This window comes from Ramlibacter sp. P4_H7 (assembly GCF_056400765.1).
On record NZ_JBFUKP010000001.1, the window covers coordinates 424,663 to 439,674 of the forward strand.

Below are 15,012 nucleotides of genomic sequence, written 5' to 3' on the forward strand. Positions count from 1 at the left end.
CGCTGGCGCCGGCTCACTTCTCGAGGTTCTTCGCCGGCGGATAGTCGCGCGAATAGACCGGGCTGGCCAGGAATTCCTTCTGGTCGTACTTCCAGAACTGGCTGACCGCGGGATAGGTCTTCACCACCGAGTTCACCAGCTTGCCGTCCTTGCGCTCCACCTTTCGGATGTACACGTCCATCAGCGGGTTGCCCAGGGCGTCCAGCTTCAGCGTGCCGCGCGGATCGTTGGTGAGTTCCACCTTGCGCAGCGCGGCCATCAGCGCGTCCTTGTCCTCCACCTTGCCGTTGATGGCCTTCACGGCCTGCTCCAGCATCAGCGCGGCGCCGTAGGCACCGATGGAGTAGTAGCCCGGGTCTTCCTTGTACTCGCGCTGCATGGCTTCCACGAAACGCTTGTTGTTGGCATTGCCGATGGCCGCGGTGTACCAGCCCGCGGAGACGACGTTGAGCGCCTCGTCGCCCATCAGCTTCAGGATGCCTTCGTCGACCGTGGTCATGGCGCCCAGCACCGGTACCTTGCCCTTCATGCCGTACTCGTTGTATTGCTTCAGGAACTTCACGCCGTTGCCGCCGGCGAAGGCGGCGAACACGGCGTCGACGTTGGGATTGATCTGGCTGATGTAGCTGCCATAGTCGGCCACGTTCAGGGGCGACCACAGCTTCTGCACCACCTTGCCGCCGTTCTCCTCGAAGGTGCGCTGGAAACCGGCGGCGATCTCGTGGCCGAAGGCGAAGTCGTCGGCGATGATCGCGATGCGCTTGTACTTCAGGTCCTTGGCGGCGTACTCACCCAGCGGATGCGCAGGTTGCGCGGAGGTGCCCACGGCGCGCACGAACCAGGGGTTGGGCTTGCGCTGCGTCATGTCCTCGGCGGCGGCCGAGGGCGAGATCACCGGCACCTGCGCCTTGCGGATGTAGTCGTCCACGGCCAGCGCCTCGAAGGCGGCCAGCGGACCGATGATCGCGTGCACCTTGTTCTTCTCGACCAGCTCCTGCGCCTTGGTCTTGGTGATGGCGGGCTGGCCGCCGGTGTCGGCGGTGAACAGTTCGACCGGGCGGCCGGCGATGGTGTTGTTGCGCTCCTTGAGGAACAGCTTCAGCGCGTCCTCCATCTGCTTGCCGCCAGCCGCCAGCGCGCCCGACTTGATGGTCAGGAAGCCCAGCCGGATCGGCTCGCCCTGGGCGTGCACGGGAAGGGTGAAGGAAGCCGCCACCAGCGTGGCCGCGGATGCGATCGAAAGCCATTTGCGCAACATGCGTGTGTCTCCTGAGGATGCGAGGCCGCCCTTTTCTGAGATATCAGGCGTGCAGGTTCGCGACGATACGAGCCGCCCAGTTTTCGTCAAATGAGGGAATACCACGACGGGAAAACCCGCAGTCCCCCCAGTGGACAGGGTCGCGGCCTGAGATATCATGCGCCGCAGTCCTGATATCTCAGGAACAAACCAATCGTTGGAATCCGTGACGTCCGTGCTCGCCCTCGTCCCCCCTTCCGAAAGCGCCGGCCGCCTGCTGCGCGAGCAGATCTACGAGCAGCTGCGGGCGGACATCATCGGCTGCCGGCTGGCGCCCGGCGCCGAAATCCGCGAGGGCGAACTGGCCCTGCGCTTCGGCGTGAGCAAGTCGCCGGTGCGCGATGCGCTGATGCACCTGCAGCGCGAGGGCCTGGTGATCGCCCTGCCGCGGCAGGGCTACCGGGTGGCGTCGATCTCGCTCGCCGACGTCGAGGACATGTTCCACCTGCGCACGGCGCTGGAGCGGGCGTGCATGGAGCGCATCGTGCGCCACGCCAGCGACGAGCAGCTGGCGACGCTGGACCGCTTCCGCAGCTTCGCGCCCTCCGACTGGGAGGGCGGCTTCGTCGCCTACAACCGCGCCTTCCACCGCAGCCTCGCCGAGCTCGCGCGCAACGCGCGCATGCGCGACCACCTCACCGACCTGATCGACCAGATGGAGCGGGTGGTGCTGGTGAGCGTGGCCAACGTCAAGAAGGGCGATCCGCAGTCCGTGGTGCGCGAGCACTGCGAGCTGATCGACGCGCTGCAGGCGCGCCAGACCCGCAAGGCCGAGCGCCTGGCCGAACGCCACATCGCCGCGGCCGGCAAGCGCGTGAGCGCCGCGATCTCGCGCATGGTCGTCCCCGGCTAGCCGCATCCTCGAACGCACAGAGAAAGGTTCCCCATGTCCGCAGACACCCCGCGCGTGCGCGTCCACGGCCTCTTCATCGACGGCAAGGACGTGCCCGCCTCCAGCGACGATCAGCTGGACGTGCTCAACCCCGCGACCGGCGAGCTGCTGGCGCGCATCGGCCACGCGACCACCGAGGACGTGGACCGCGCCGTGCGCAGCGCCCGCACGGCCTTCGAATCGACCGAGTGGGCGAGCATGTCCAACCGGACGCGCGCGAAACTGATCAACAAGCTCGCCGACAAGTTCGAGGCGCACCTGGAAGAGATGTTCACGCTGGAGACCGCGAACAACGGCCGCTCGCTGAACGAGACCCGCGCGCAGATCTCGCGGCTGCCGGACTTCTTCCGCTACAACGCGGGCCTCGCCATCGCCCGGCGCGACGCGGTGATCCCGGTCGACGGCAACTATTTGAACTACACGATCCGCACCCCGGTCGGCGTGGTCGGCAACTCCACGCCCTTCAACCATCCGCTGATGATCATGGTCAAGAGCCTGGCGCCGACGCTGGCCTCGGGCTGCACCACGGTGGTCAAGCCTTCGGAGTACACGCCGCTCACGACCCTGCGCCTGGCGGAACTGTTCGTGGAAGCGGGCTTGCCGCCCGGCGTGTTCAACGTGGTCACCGGCCTGGGCCCGACCACGGGCAAGGCGCTGGCCGAGCACCGCGGCATCGCCAAGTGGGTGCTGACCGGCGGGACCGAGGCCGGCCGCATCACGGGCGCGCTGGCCGGCAGCAACTTCGCGCACCAGACCCTGGAACTCGGCGGCAAGACGCCGGTGCTGGTGTTCGACGATTTCGACGTCGACCAGGCGGTGAACTACGCGGCCTTCGGCGCCTTCATCGGCGCCGGGCAGACCTGCATCTGCGGCAGCCGGCAGATCGTGCATGCGCGCATCTACGACGAGTTCGTGGAGAAGCTCGCGGCCAAGGCGAAAACCATTCGCATCGGCAACCCGGTGGACCCGACCGTTCAGCTGGGTCCGGTGGTGTCCGCGCGCCAGCAGCAGCGCGTGCTCAAGTACATCGAGATCGGCCTGAAGGAAGACCGCGCACGGCTGGTCGCCGGCGGCAAGGTGCCCGCGGACCCGTCGCTGCGGAACGGCTTCTTCGTGGAGCCAACGGTGTTCGCCGACGTCACGCCGCAGATGCGCATCTTCCAGGAAGAGGTGTTCGGCCCCTTCGTGTCGGTGAGCAAGTTCTCCACCGAGGAAGAAGCGATCGCGATGGCCAACGACTCCGACTTCGGCCTGGCCGGCGCGATCCGCACCAGCAACGTCACGCGTGCGCACCGCGTCGCCGCGCGCCTGAAGTGCGGCATCGTCTGGGTCAACGACCACCACCGGCTCGACCCCGCCTCGCCCTGGGGCGGCGTGAAGGACTCCGGCATCGGGCGCGAATGCGGGACGGAATCCTTCGACCAGCATTTCGAGACCAAGAGCGTGATGGTGCGGCTCGATGACGCGCCGTTCGACTGGTACAAGGACACCGCGAACCAGCCCCGCTTGAACTGAAGGCGGCGGCCGGACGGAATTCACTTAGCGTCCCGTCGAAGTTGTCCTACAGACGTCGCGGCGGCTTCGATGAAGCTGTTGCGACGCACCATTGCGAAGCGTTACAGGATCGCCTGCGTTCTTGCAATGCACCGTCTTCGCAGCGTCACAAAGCACGCCTAGCATGGGGCAAACAAGCAGAGGAAGTTGCCACCACCGGCCATGCTGGAGACGTTAGCAGGAGAGGTTCAACGATGACATCCGCGGACTACCGGATCGAGAGCAGTCAACCCATCGCCGGCCGTTTCTGGCCCGCCAAGGGCTCACGCCAGCTGGCCGTGAGCGATCGTTCGCTGGCCGTCAGCCTGGCCGCGAAGAGCTTTACGCGCAACAGCGAAATCCGCGTGATCCACGTTCCCACCGGGGAAGTGGTGTTCCGCAAACCCGCGCAACGCGCCCAGTGGAGCGCGGAGGACTTCTGAGATTCAGCCTCCGGCCGGCGCGCGCAGCGTCCGGCTGAGGAGGATCACCGGCACCAGCCCCACGAGCACCAGCGCCAGCGACGGCAGGGCCGCTTCGCCCAGCCGCTCGTCCCGCGCAAGCTGGTAGGCGACCACCGCCAGCGTGTCGCTGTTGAAAGGGCGCAGCACCAGCGTCGCCGGCAGTTCCTTCATCACGTCCACGAAGACCAGCAGGGCGGCGGCCGCGGCCGAACGCTTGAGCAGCGGCCAGTGCACGCGTGCGAGCAAGGCCGCGCCTCCCGTGCCGAGCATGCGCGCCGAGTCGTCCAGGCTGGCGGGGATGCGCGCATAGCCGCTCTGCATGGACTGCAGGGCGACCGAGACGAAGCGCACCAGGTAGGCCCAGACGATGCCGAGGATGGTGGCGGTCATCCAGTAGCCGACGCCGCTTTGCGGCCAGGCCTGCTGCAGCCAGCCCACCGGCAGCAGCAGGCCGACCACCAGCACCGCGCCCGGCACGGCGTAGCCCAGGCCGGCCAGCTGCACCACGCCCCGCGTCAGGCCGCCGGGCGAGCGGCGCAGGCGGTACGCGAGCAGCAGGGCGACCCCCACCGCCAGGACCGCGCTGATGCCGCCCAGGCGCAGGCTGTTGAAGGACCATTCCAGGAAACGGTCCCAGGGCAGCACCGACCAGTCGGCAGCCAGTGGCCGCAGCATGAACGCGAGCGGCAGGACAAAGCCGAGCAGGATCGGCAGCACGCACACCAGCCACGCCGTCGCGCGCGCCATGCCTTGCAACCGGACCGGCTGCGCCTCGGCGCCACCACGAGCGCGGCCGCCAGTGAAGCGCTGGCGCCGCTGCGCGCGCGCCTCCATGCCCAGCAGCAGCGCGACCACGACCAGCAGCACGGTGGCCAGCTGCGCCGCGGCGATGCGGTTGTCCATCGCCAGCCAGGCCTTGTAGATGCCGGTGCTGAAGGTCTGGATGCCGAAGTAGCTGGCGACACCGAAATCGGCCAGGGTTTCCATCAGCGCGAGCGCGACGCCCGCGGCAATGGCGGGGCGTGCCAGCGGCAGCGCCACCGTGCGGATGCGGCGCGCCAGTGGTGCCCCCAGCAGGCGTGCGGCCTCCATCAGCTGGGCCGCGCGCTCCGACAGCGCCGTGCGCACCAGCAGGTAGACATAGGGATAGAGCGAGAAGACGAACACGAGGATCGCGCCCGGCAGGTTGCGCACCTCGGGAAACACCCGGCCGTCGAGTCCGAAGCTGCCGCGCATCCAGTTCTGCAACGGCCCGCCGAACTGCAGGAAATCCGTGTACGCGTAGGCCACCACGTAGGCCGGCATGGCCAGCGGCAGCAGCAGCGCCCATTCGAAAGTGCGGCGGCCGGGAAAGTCGAACAGCGTGACGGCAGCAGCACCGGCCGTGCCCACCAGGGCCGCTCCGGCGCCGACCGCCAGGCACAGGAGCAGGCTGGTGAGCGCGTAGTCGGGCAGCACGGTGGCGCCCATCTCCCGCAGGATCTGGCCGCTCGCGGCGTTCCAGGACATCCAGGAACCGAGCACGGCGAGCACCGGCAGCAGCAGCAGGCCGGCGAGCAGGAGCAACGGCAGGTCGCGCAGCCGGCGCAGGTTCATCAGGATGAGCTTAGGGGCCCGGCGTGCGCGGGCGCTTGTTTTTGGTCAAGTGAATGAGAATTGTATGCATCTAGAATCGTCCTCATGCATATCGAGCTGCGCCGGCTGAGCGTGCACTATCCGGGCCGGGCGAAACCCGCCGTCGAGGACGTATCGCTGGGCCTGCGCGCCGGCGACATCGGGGTGCTGATCGGGCCTTCGGGCTGCGGCAAGACCACCTTGTTGCGGGCGGTCGCCGGCCTGGAGCCGGCCAGCGCGGGCGAGATCTTCATTTCCCGGGAACGGGTCGAAGGCGCGGGAGTGCACGTGCCGCCGGAGCGCCGCAAGATCGGCATGGTGTTCCAGGACTACGCGCTCTTCCCGCACCTCGACGTGGAGCGCAACGTGGCTTTCGGACTGGACCGCGCGCTGTCGCGCGCCCAGCGCCGCGAACGCGTGGCCGAGGTGCTGGCGCTGGTCGGGCTGGCCGGCAGCGAGAAGCGCATGCCGCACGAACTGTCCGGCGGCCAGCAGCAACGCGTGGCCCTCGCCCGCGCGCTGGCGCCCCGGCCGCAGCTGCTGCTGCTCGACGAACCGTTCTCCAACCTGGACGTGGACTTGCGCGAGCGGCTCGCGCACGAGGTCCGCGGCATCCTGAAGGCAGCGCAGGCCACGGCCCTGTTCGTCACGCACGACCAGCTGGAGGCCTTCGCCATCGGCGACGTCATCGGCGTGATGCACGAGGGCCACCTCCACCAGTGGGACGACGCGTACACGCTGTACCACCGGCCGGCGACCCGCTTCGTCGCGGATTTCATCGGCCATGGCGTGTTCGCGCCGGCGACGCTCAAGCGAGTGGGCAGCCAGGTGGTGGTGCACACGGCACTGGGTGCGCTCACCGATGGCGCCGAATGTCCGTTACCGGCGGCCTTCGGCTACGGGCAGTGCGAGGTGCTGCTGCGCGCGGACGACATCGTGCACGACGACGACGCGCCGGTGAAGGCGGAGATCGTGCGCAAGGCGTTCCGAGGCTCGGAGTTCCTGTACACGCTGCGCCTGGCGACCGGCGAGACCGTGCTGGCCCACGTGCCCAGCCACCACGACCACCGCGTCGGCGAGTGGATCGGCATCCGCGCGCAGGTGGACCACGTCGTCACCTTCCAGCGCGAAGGCGGCGCCGCCGCGCCGCCGATGGCGTCGTTCCCGGTCTAGGGCCGGCGCAAGTCTTCGATCGCCTCGCGCAGGTCGTGCGTCCATTGCCGGCGGTCGCGGCCTCCGGGATCCTGCGGTGTGCCGAAGCGCACGTGCGCGACGAAGGGACGTCCCGCCAGCGTGCGCCACAGCGATTTCAGGAGCGAGTCATCGCCCAGGTAGAGCGGTCCTTCGCTGTTCCTGCCGGTGGCGCGGTCCGCGAAGCGAAGCCCCACCGGCTGCACCGGTGCGTTGGCCGAGATCGCCGCCTGGATCAGGTTGCCATGGAAGGGCAGCAGCGTTTCGCCGTCGCCCGTGGTGCCCTCCGGAAACACCGCGACGATGTCGCCGGCCTTCAGGCTCTCCGCCATGTGATGCACGACGCGCATCGCGTCACGCCGCTTCTCGCGTTCGATGTAGAGGGTGCCGCCGCCGGTGGAGAGCGTGCCGATCAGCGGCCAATGCTTCACGTCCGACTTCGACACGAAACGGCAGTGCCGGGCGGCGTGCATCACCAGGATGTCCAGCCAGGAGATGTGGTTGGACACCAGCAGCAAGGGGCCGCGCGCCGGCGCCTTGCCCTGCACGTGCAGCGGGATGCCCAGGATGCGCAGCATGCGCTGCGACCAGGCCTGCACCGTGGCTTCGCGCCGCTGCTGCGACCAGCGCGGAAACAGCAAGGTGATGGTGAGCCAGCCCGCGACGGCGTGCAGCAGGGCGCGCAGCAGCCGCCAGATCGCGCGCAGCGGATTCACTCGCCTTTGTGCTCGAAGGCGACCTGGCCGCCGACGATGGTGTAGCGCACCTGTCCGGGCAGCTCGTGCCCCGTGAAGGGAGTGTGGCGCCCTTGGCTGCGCAACCTTTCCGCGGAGACGGTCCAGGGAGCGAGCGGATCGAAGATGCAGACGTCGGCCACCCCGCCTTCCACCAGCTGGCCCACGCTCGCCTGCAGCGTCCCGAGCGAGGGACCGAGCACGCGCGCCGGCTCGCTGGTGAGCACCGCGAGGGCGCGCGTCAGGCCGATGCCATCTTCCTGGCCCCACTTGAGCGCGAGTCCCAGCAGGAGCTCGAGTCCGGTGGCGCCGGGCTCGGCCTCGGCGAAGGGCAGTGTCTTGGCATCCTCGTCCACCGGCGTGTGGTCCGAGACCAGCGCGTCGATGGTGCCGTCGGCCAGCCCTTCGCGCAGCGCGTCGCGGTCGCGCTGCTGGCGCAGCGGCGGTGCCAGCCGCATGCGGCTGTCGAAGTAGCCGATGTCCACGTCGGTGAGGTGCAGCGAATTGATGCTGACGTCGCAGGTGACGTTCAGTCCTTCCAGCTTGGCCTGGCGCACCAGTTCGACGCCCTTGGCGCTGCTGATGCGGCACAGGTGCACGCGGGCGCCGGTGCTGCGCATCAGTTCGAAGATGGTGTGCAGCGCGATCGTCTCCGCCGCCACCGGCACGCCGGAGAGGCCCAGGCGCGTGGCCAGCGGCCCGCTGGCGGCCACGCCCTTGCCCAGGTGGATTTCCTGGGGACGCAGCCAGACGGCGTAGCCGAAGGTGGAGGCGTACTGCATCGCGCGCTGCAGCACCTGCGTGTTCTGTAGCGGCACCTCGGCCTGGCTGAAGCCGACGCAGCCGGACTCCGTGAGCTCCGCCATCTCGGTGAGCACCTCGCCGCCGAGGTTGCGCGTGAGCGCGCCCAGCGGGAACACGCGCGCCTGGTGCAGCTTTTCGGCGCGGAACTTGAGCATGTCGACCAGGCCGGGCTCGTCGAGCACCGGGTCGGTGTCCGGCGGGCACACCAGGCTGGTCACGCCGCCTGCGACTGCCGCGGCCATCTCGCTTTCCAGCATGCCTTCGTGCTCGTGGCCGGGTTCGCGCAGGCGCGCGGACAGGTCCACCAGGCCGGGTGCGACGATGCAGCCGCCCGCATCGAGGGTGCGGTTGGGGCTGAAGCCTTCCGGCACGCTGCCCAGGCCGATGATCCGGCCCGCCGCCAACGCAACGTCGCAGATCTCGTCGAAGTTGCGGCCCGGGTCGATGACGCGGCCCTTGCGGATCAAGATTTTCATCGGGAAACCTCCCCCAGGATTGCCCGCTGCGCGGGCTGCTCCTCCCCCCTCCGCAAGCGCAGGGGGCGAGCGCCTTCGGGCGGCCGGGCGGCGCTCATGCCGCCTCCCGCACGTTGCCGGCCACGATCCCCATCACGGCCATGCGGACCGCGATGCCGAAGGTCACCTGCGGCAGGATCACGCTCTGCTTGCCGTCCACCACCGCGGAGTCGATCTCCACGCCGCGGTTGATGGGGCCCGGGTGCATCACGATCGCATCGGGCTTGGCCAGCGTGAGCCGCTCGGGCGTGAGGCCATAGCGCTTGAAGAACTCCTGCGAGGACGGCAGCAGCGCGCCGCTCATGCGCTCGTTCTGCAGGCGCAGCATGATGATCACGTCGCAGCCGCGGATGCCCTCGTCCAGCGAATGGAACACCCGCACGCCCATCTGCGCCATGTCGGCGGGCACCAGGGTCTGCGGGCCGACCACGCGCACTTCGGCGCAGCCGAGCGTGGTGAGCGCGTGGATGTCGGAGCGGGCCACGCGCGAGTGAAGCACGTCGCCGACGATCGCCACCGTGAGGTTGCTGAAGTCCTTCTTGTAGTGGCGGATGGTGTACATGTCCAGCAGGCCCTGCGTGGGGTGCGCATGGCGACCGTCGCCGGCGTTGACCACGTGCACGTGCGGGGCGACATGCTGCGCGATCAGGTAGGGCGCGCCCGACTCGCTGTGCCGCACGACGAAGATGTCGGCGGCCATGGCGGACAGGTTGGCGATGGTGTCCAGCAGCGACTCGCCCTTGGAAGCGGAGGAGCGCGCGATGTCCAGGTTGATCACGTCGGCCGACAGGCGCGTGGCGGCGATCTCGAAGGTGGTGCGGGTGCGCGTGCTGTTCTCGAAGAACAGGTTGAACACGCTCTTGCCGCGCAGCAGCGGGACCTTCTTGACCTCGCGGTCGCTCACGCTCACGAAATTGGAGGCCGTGTCCAGGATCTGGGTGAGGATCTCCCTGGGCAGTCCCTCGGTGGAGAGCAGGTGGATCAGCTCCCCGTTCTTGTTCAGTTGCGGATTTCTTTTGTAGAGCATGGTGTCAGTGCGCGCGCTCGACCTCGAAGCTGAAGCGGCCCTTGGCGTCGCGGGCGAGCGCCAGCGCCTGGTCCGGCGGCAGCGCCACCCGCGCCGCCGCGTAGTCCGCTTGCACCGGCAGTTCGCGGCCGCCGCGGTCCACCAGCACCGCCAGCGCGACCGCGGCCGGCCGGCCGTAATCGAACAGTTCGTTGAGCACCGCGCGGATGGTTCGCCCGGTGTAGAGCACGTCGTCCAGGATCAGGATGCGGGCGCCGTTCACGTCGAAGTCGAGCCGGGTCTGGGCGGTAGCGGACAGGCCGCGCCGCGCGAAATCGTCGCGGTGCATGGCCGAGGAGATCACGCCCGGCTCTCCGGGCAGCTTCAGGTCCTTCTGCAGGCGTTCGGCCAGCCAGGCCCCACCGGAAGTCACCCCCACCAGCCGGGTGTCGGCCTGGCACAGTTGCTGGACGCCGCGCAGCAGCTCGCGGTACAGCGCCTCGGCGTCGAGTGTCAGTGCGCCGGGGGAATGGGCGGGATTCAAGGCAGGCTCCTCAGGAACTGTTCCAGGATGATGCAGGCGCTGGCCGCGTCGGCATCGCGCGCACCCGAGGCCAGGGCCTCGGTGGTGCTGTAGCGCTCGTCCACCTCGTAGACGGGTTTGCCGCAGCGGCCGCGCAACTGCCGCGCGAACTTGCGCGCGCGGGCCGTATTGTCGTGGCTCGCGCCATCCGGGTGAAAGGGAACGCCGACCACGAGGGCATCGGGCTGCCATTCCCGCACCCGGGCCTCGGCCTCGGCCAGCCGCGCGTCGCCTTCGGCGCGAATGGTGGGCTGCGGCGTCGCCGTGCGCAGCATGCGGTTGCCCACGGCCACACCGGTGCGCTTGAGGCCGAAATCGAAAGCGAGGAAAGTCTGGAACTGCGCGGGGACGTCGGGCGCGGGGGCCGCGCTCATGCGTGACCGGCTCCAGGTGAGAGCATCCACGACTGCAGGCCCAGCAGCGACAGGGCCTTTTCGTAGCGTTCCTCGATCGGTGTGTCGAAGATGACCGCGGGATCGGCGTCCACGGTGAGCCAGCTGTTTTCCGCCAGTTCCGACTCCAGCTGACCCTCGCCCCAGGCGGAATAGCCCAGCGTGACCAGCAGCTTGCGCGGTCCCGAGCCGCTGGCGATGGCCTCCAGCACGTCCTTGGAGGTGGTCATCTCCAGGCCGCCGGGAATCGTCATGGTCGATGCGTACACGGACTCGCCGGCGTCCTGCCCCTCGGCGTGCACAGCCTCGTGCAGCACGAAACCCCGCTCGGTCTGCACCGGCCCGCCCTGCAGCACCGGCGTGCGTGCGAGCTCGTCGCGGCCCAGCGGCAGGTCCACCTTCTCGAACAGGTTCCGCAGGTTGATGTCAGTCGGCTTGTTGATCACGAGGCCCAGCGCGCCGCGCGGGCTGTGCTCGCACAGGTAGACCACGGAGCGCGCGAACGACGCGTCCTGCAAGCCGGGCATGGCGATCAGGAAGTGGTGCGTCAGGTTCATCGAATCGTCTGCGGTCGCCATGGGGTAGATTTTAGAGGGTGGACACGATCTATGCCTCGGCGCTGATGTGGTTCCGGCGGGACCTGCGCGCCGTGGACAATGCCGCCCTGGCGCAGGCCCTGCGGGCGGCGGCCGCCGTCCACTGCGTCTTCGTGTTCGACCGCGCGATCCTCGACGGGCTGCCGCGATCCGACCGGCGGCTCGAATTCATCCGGGAATCCGCCGCGGCGCTGGATGCCGACCTGCGATCGCTGGGCAGTGCCGAGCGCGGGCTCCTCACGGTGCACGGCACCGCCAGCGGGGAAATCCCGGCACTGGCAGCCCGGCTGGGCGTGCAGGCTGTGTTCGCCAACCACGATGAAGACCCGGCCGCCGTCGAGCGCGACCAGCAGGTGCGCGCGGCCCTGGCGACGAACGGCATCGCGCTGCATACCTTCAAGGACCATGTGGTCTTCGAAGGCAGGGAGGTGCTCACGCAGGCGGGCACGCCCTATTCCGTCTTCACCCCGTACTGCCGCGCGTGGCTGGCACGGCTGGACGACGCCGACCTGCAGGCGCATGCGGTGGACCTGTTGCCGGACCGGCTGGCACCAAGGCCGGCGGCATTCCGGCAAGCAGTGCCGAGCCTCGCTCAGCTGGGATTCCAGGCCACCAATCTGCGCGAACTGCATCTTCCGCCGGGCAGCGCCGGCGCAGCCGAATTGCTGCACTCCTTTGTCGACCGCATCGGCCGCTACGACGTCCAGCGCGACCTGCCGGCCGTGAAGGGGCCCAGCTACCTGGGCGTGCACCTGCGCTTCGGAACGGTGTCCGTCCGACACCTCCTGCGCGAGGCCCGCCGGCATGACAACGCCGGCGCGACGACCTGGCTCAAGGAACTGGTGTGGCGCGAGTTCTACTTCCAGGTGCTGGCCAACTTCCCGCAGGTGGGGCGCGGCGAGAGTTTCCGGCCTGAATACGACCGCATCCGGTGGGAGGAAGGGCCGCTGGCGGAGGAGCGCTTTGTCGCCTGGTGCCAAGGTCGCACGGGCTATCCGCTGGTGGATGCAGCGATGGCGCAGATCCGTCGCACCGGCTACATGCACAACCGCCTGCGCATGGTGGTTGCGAGCTTCCTGTGCAAGGACCTGGGGATCGACTGGCGGCGGGGCGAACGCTACTTCGCCGAGCATCTCAACGACTTCGAACTGGCATCCAACAACGGCGGCTGGCAATGGGCCAGCTCTTCGGGCTGCGATGCGCAACCCTATTTCCGCATCTTCAATCCGGTGAGCCAGAGCGAGCGCTTCGACCCCGACGGGAAGTTCATCCTGCGCTACCTGCCGCAGTTGGCCAGGCTGCCCAAGGCGGCATTGCATGCCCCCTGGACGGCACGGCCGGTGGACCTCGCCGCCGCAGACATTGTTCTGGGCCGCGACTATCCGTGGCCCATCGTCGATCACGCGCAGGCGCGCGAGGCGACTTTGCGCCGCTACGCCGTGGTCAAGCGCGGCTGACTGCCGAGGGCTGCACGCGACGCACGAACTGCAGCGAGGTGGCGGCCACTTCCCGCCAGCCGCTGTCCACGGTGAGTGCATGGCCGCGGTTGGCCATTTCCACGATCTCCGTGAGGTTTCCGTTGCGGCTCTGGCGGTGGTAGGAGGCGTTGGCGATCGCCCAGGGCACCGTGTTGTCCATCTCGCCGGAGATGATCAGCAGCGGGCCGCGCTCGGGATTGTCGGTGTCCACGCGCGCTTCCGTCCAGGGATTCAGATTGGCCGCGGCTGCCTGGAAGATCGGCGCCCCGGCCGCGGGAACGGCGAAGGTTTCATAGAGCTCCCGCGCTTCCTCTTCGCTCACCGCGTTGGCGAACGCGAATCGGAATTGCTCGTAGGTGAGCGATACCGCGCGATGGCGATTGGCGGGATTGGCGAGCACCGGCCAGGCCGAGCGCAGTGCGGACAAGGGCAAGGGCAGCACGCCGCGGAAGGGCGCGGGATCGATGGCTACCGACGCCGCTGCCAGCGAGCGCCCGGCCAGGATCTGCACCAGCAGCCCGCCGAAGGAATGGCCGACGATGATCGGCTTGCGCTCGAGCTGGCGGATGATCGCTTCGAAGTGATCGGCGACCTGGCCCACCGTCTTGTTCGCGAACACCTCGGGGTGCGCGTTCGCTTCAGCCACCGTCCGCGGATCGTCCGGCCAGCCGGGTGTGAGCGCCGAGTAGCCGGCCTGCTCGAACACGCCCGCCCAGCGGTCCCAGCTGCTGGGCAGGAGCCACAACCCATGAACGAAAACGACCGGCTGCAGGCCGCTGGCGTTGGCCCGCGCGATCTGTTCGGCCTCGCGCGGCGTGATGGAGGAAGAAGTGGTTCGCGCTGCCGCATCGGCGATGGCCATGGGGACCTCCGGGGGGAGTGGGCAGATGGTTGTGCGCATCGGCTCTCGGTGGTTATATGCCTCCTGCATGCCTGTACCAACTGCCGAGCACCGATGACCCCTCCCCCTTTTGCGGCCGCTTGGCCGCCGCTTCCCCTCGCCGAATGGCAAGGCACGCACGACGCGCTGCACCGCTGGACCCAGGTCGTGGGGAAGCTGCGGCTTGCCTGTGCGCCCTGGACCAATCACTCCTGGCATGTGACCCTGGTGCTGACGGCGCGCGGCCTGGGAACCGGTCCGCTCGCCTGCGGCGATCATTTCTACCAGGTGGACTTCGATTTCCTGGCGCACCAGCTGCGCATCGAGGTGAGCGATGGCCGCTCCGCGTCCGTTCCGCTGGAGTCCCAATCGGTTGCGCGGTTCTACGCGCGCGTGCGGGCGGCGCTGCACTCGCTCGGGGTGCCGATGGAGATCCATCCCAGGCCTTGCGAAATCCCCGACGGGACGCCCTTCGAGGAGGACACGGCACCGCGGCCCTATGACGGCGAAGCCGCGCAGCGCTATTGGCGCGTGCTGCTGCAGGCCGACCGAGTGCTGCGCATCTTTCGCGCGCGCTTTGGGGGCAAGTGCAGCCCCGTGCATTTCTTCTGGGGCTCCGCGGATCTCGCCGTCACCCGCTTCTCGGGCCGCACCGCGCCGCGCCATCCAGGCGGCGTGCCCAACCTTGCCGACTGGGTGGTGCGGGAAGCTTATTCGCACGAGGTCAGCTCCGCCGGCTTCTGGGCGGGCACTGGCCTCGGCTATCCGGCGTTCTATTCGTATGCCTATCCGGAACCGGCTGGGTTCGCGCAATGGCCGGTTCAACCGGCGCAGGCCTTCTACAGCCAGGCGCTGCACGAATTCATCCTGCCTTACGACGCCGTGCGGACGGCGGAAGATCCGGACGCGACACTGCTGGCATTCCTGCAATCCAGCTACGAGGCCGCGGCCGTGACCGCTGGCTGGGATCGGGAGGCGCTGGAAGCGAAACTGCCGCCCGCAGGCGGCAGTCAATGAGGCACTCGCAGCAGCG

General features: G+C 68.8%; 15 protein-coding genes. 6 read left to right on the forward strand and 9 right to left on the reverse strand.

What is annotated here, in order from left to right:
* Positions 1-13: 13 nt before the first annotated feature.
* The gene (locus AC1DSA_RS02175; protein WP_477885581.1) at positions 14-1,258 is read right to left on the reverse strand and encodes an ABC transporter substrate-binding protein; all 1,245 of its coding nucleotides are present in this window, start codon (positions 1,256-1,258) and stop codon (positions 14-16) included.
* A 214-nt stretch (positions 1,259-1,472) separates the two neighbouring features.
* On the opposite strand from AC1DSA_RS02175, the gene AC1DSA_RS02180 reads away from it, so the two are divergent.
* From AC1DSA_RS02180 to AC1DSA_RS02190, 3 genes are all read left to right on the forward strand, one after another.
* Complete coding sequence (locus AC1DSA_RS02180) at positions 1,473-2,150, forward strand: GntR family transcriptional regulator (protein WP_477885583.1); 678 nt, start codon at positions 1,473-1,475, stop codon at positions 2,148-2,150.
* 33 nt (positions 2,151-2,183) lie between these two features.
* Complete coding sequence (locus tag AC1DSA_RS02185; protein WP_477885585.1) at positions 2,184-3,704, forward strand: aldehyde dehydrogenase; 1,521 nt, start codon at positions 2,184-2,186, stop codon at positions 3,702-3,704.
* A gap of 233 nt (positions 3,705-3,937) precedes the next feature.
* A complete protein-coding gene (locus AC1DSA_RS02190; protein ID WP_477885587.1) occupies positions 3,938-4,165 on the forward strand; it encodes a hypothetical protein in 228 nt (75 codons plus the stop codon).
* 3 nt (positions 4,166-4,168) lie between these two features.
* Here the strand turns inward: AC1DSA_RS02190 and AC1DSA_RS02195 are convergent, their stop codons facing one another.
* Positions 4,169-5,782 carry an ABC transporter permease gene (locus AC1DSA_RS02195; RefSeq protein ID WP_477885589.1) on the reverse strand — a complete coding sequence of 538 codons (1,614 nt, stop codon included), beginning with the start codon at positions 5,780-5,782 and terminating at the stop codon, positions 4,169-4,171.
* A gap of 84 nt (positions 5,783-5,866) precedes the next feature.
* On the opposite strand from AC1DSA_RS02195, the gene AC1DSA_RS02200 reads away from it, so the two are divergent.
* Positions 5,867-6,973: an ABC transporter ATP-binding protein gene (locus tag AC1DSA_RS02200; protein ID WP_477885591.1), complete on the forward strand. Its 1,107-nt coding sequence runs from the start codon at positions 5,867-5,869 to the stop codon at positions 6,971-6,973.
* Here the strand turns inward: AC1DSA_RS02200 and AC1DSA_RS02205 are convergent.
* From AC1DSA_RS02205 to AC1DSA_RS02230, 6 genes are all read right to left on the reverse strand, one after another.
* Entirely contained in the window at positions 6,970-7,707 is a 738-nt protein-coding gene (locus AC1DSA_RS02205) for a lysophospholipid acyltransferase family protein (RefSeq protein WP_477885593.1), read from the reverse strand. The genes AC1DSA_RS02200 and AC1DSA_RS02205 overlap by 4 nt on opposite strands.
* Positions 7,704-9,005 (reverse strand): dihydroorotase, encoded by a 1,302-nt coding sequence (locus AC1DSA_RS02210; RefSeq protein ID WP_477885595.1) that lies wholly within the window; start codon positions 9,003-9,005, stop codon positions 7,704-7,706. The genes AC1DSA_RS02205 and AC1DSA_RS02210 overlap by 4 nt, the downstream gene beginning before the upstream one ends.
* Positions 9,006-9,099: 94 nt before the next feature.
* Positions 9,100-10,071, reverse strand: coding sequence for an aspartate carbamoyltransferase catalytic subunit (locus AC1DSA_RS02215; protein WP_477885597.1), 972 nt, complete (start codon positions 10,069-10,071; stop codon positions 9,100-9,102).
* Positions 10,072-10,075: 4 nt separating this feature from the next.
* On the reverse strand, positions 10,076-10,594 hold the full coding sequence (gene pyrR, locus AC1DSA_RS02220) for a bifunctional pyr operon transcriptional regulator/uracil phosphoribosyltransferase PyrR (protein ID WP_477885599.1): 519 nt from the start codon (positions 10,592-10,594) through the stop codon (positions 10,076-10,078).
* Entirely contained in the window at positions 10,591-11,007 is a 417-nt protein-coding gene (gene ruvX / locus AC1DSA_RS02225; RefSeq protein ID WP_477885601.1) for a Holliday junction resolvase RuvX, read from the reverse strand. The genes pyrR and ruvX overlap by 4 nt, the downstream gene beginning before the upstream one ends.
* A complete protein-coding gene (locus AC1DSA_RS02230) occupies positions 11,004-11,603 on the reverse strand; it encodes a YqgE/AlgH family protein (RefSeq protein ID WP_477885603.1) in 600 nt (199 codons plus the stop codon). The genes ruvX and AC1DSA_RS02230 overlap by 4 nt, the downstream gene beginning before the upstream one ends.
* 44 nt (positions 11,604-11,647) lie before the next feature.
* On the opposite strand from AC1DSA_RS02230, the gene AC1DSA_RS02235 reads away from it, so the two are divergent.
* Positions 11,648-13,078 (forward strand): cryptochrome/photolyase family protein, encoded by a 1,431-nt coding sequence (locus tag AC1DSA_RS02235; protein ID WP_477885962.1) that lies wholly within the window; start codon positions 11,648-11,650, stop codon positions 13,076-13,078.
* Here the strand turns inward: AC1DSA_RS02235 and AC1DSA_RS02240 are convergent.
* Entirely contained in the window at positions 13,065-13,844 is a 780-nt protein-coding gene (locus tag AC1DSA_RS02240) for an alpha/beta fold hydrolase (protein ID WP_477885605.1), read from the reverse strand. The two genes, AC1DSA_RS02235 and AC1DSA_RS02240, sit on opposite strands and share 14 nt — an antisense overlap.
* Positions 13,845-13,847: 3 nt before the next feature.
* On the opposite strand from AC1DSA_RS02240, the gene AC1DSA_RS02245 reads away from it, so the two are divergent.
* Entirely contained in the window at positions 13,848-14,996 is a 1,149-nt protein-coding gene (locus tag AC1DSA_RS02245; RefSeq protein ID WP_477885607.1) for a DUF5996 family protein, read from the forward strand.
* Positions 14,997-15,012 lie beyond the last annotated feature (16 nt).

What these genes read in the sequence shown, in the direction of transcription:
- AC1DSA_RS02175 (WP_477885581.1), bottom strand. Translation starts at nt 1,258, where the DNA reads ATGTTGCGCAAATGGCTTTCGATCGCATCCGCGGCCACGCTGGTGGCG.
- AC1DSA_RS02185 (WP_477885585.1), top strand. Translation starts at nt 2,184, where the DNA reads ATGTCCGCAGACACCCCGCGCGTGCGCGTCCACGGCCTCTTCATCGAC.
- AC1DSA_RS02190 (WP_477885587.1), top strand. Translation starts at nt 3,938, where the DNA reads ATGACATCCGCGGACTACCGGATCGAGAGCAGTCAACCCATCGCCGGC.
- AC1DSA_RS02195 (WP_477885589.1), bottom strand. Translation starts at nt 5,782, where the DNA reads ATGAACCTGCGCCGGCTGCGCGACCTGCCGTTGCTCCTGCTCGCCGGC.
- AC1DSA_RS02200 (WP_477885591.1), top strand. Translation starts at nt 5,867, where the DNA reads ATGCATATCGAGCTGCGCCGGCTGAGCGTGCACTATCCGGGCCGGGCG.
- AC1DSA_RS02210 (WP_477885595.1), bottom strand. Translation starts at nt 9,005, where the DNA reads ATGAAAATCTTGATCCGCAAGGGCCGCGTCATCGACCCGGGCCGCAAC.
- AC1DSA_RS02215 (WP_477885597.1), bottom strand. Translation starts at nt 10,071, where the DNA reads ATGCTCTACAAAAGAAATCCGCAACTGAACAAGAACGGGGAGCTGATC.
- ruvX (WP_477885601.1), bottom strand. Translation starts at nt 11,007, where the DNA reads ATGAGCGCGGCCCCCGCGCCCGACGTCCCCGCGCAGTTCCAGACTTTC.
- AC1DSA_RS02230 (WP_477885603.1), bottom strand. Translation starts at nt 11,603, where the DNA reads ATGGCGACCGCAGACGATTCGATGAACCTGACGCACCACTTCCTGATC.
- AC1DSA_RS02235 (WP_477885962.1), top strand. Translation starts at nt 11,648, where the DNA reads ATGTGGTTCCGGCGGGACCTGCGCGCCGTGGACAATGCCGCCCTGGCG.
- AC1DSA_RS02245 (WP_477885607.1), top strand. Translation starts at nt 13,848, where the DNA reads ATGAACGAAAACGACCGGCTGCAGGCCGCTGGCGTTGGCCCGCGCGAT.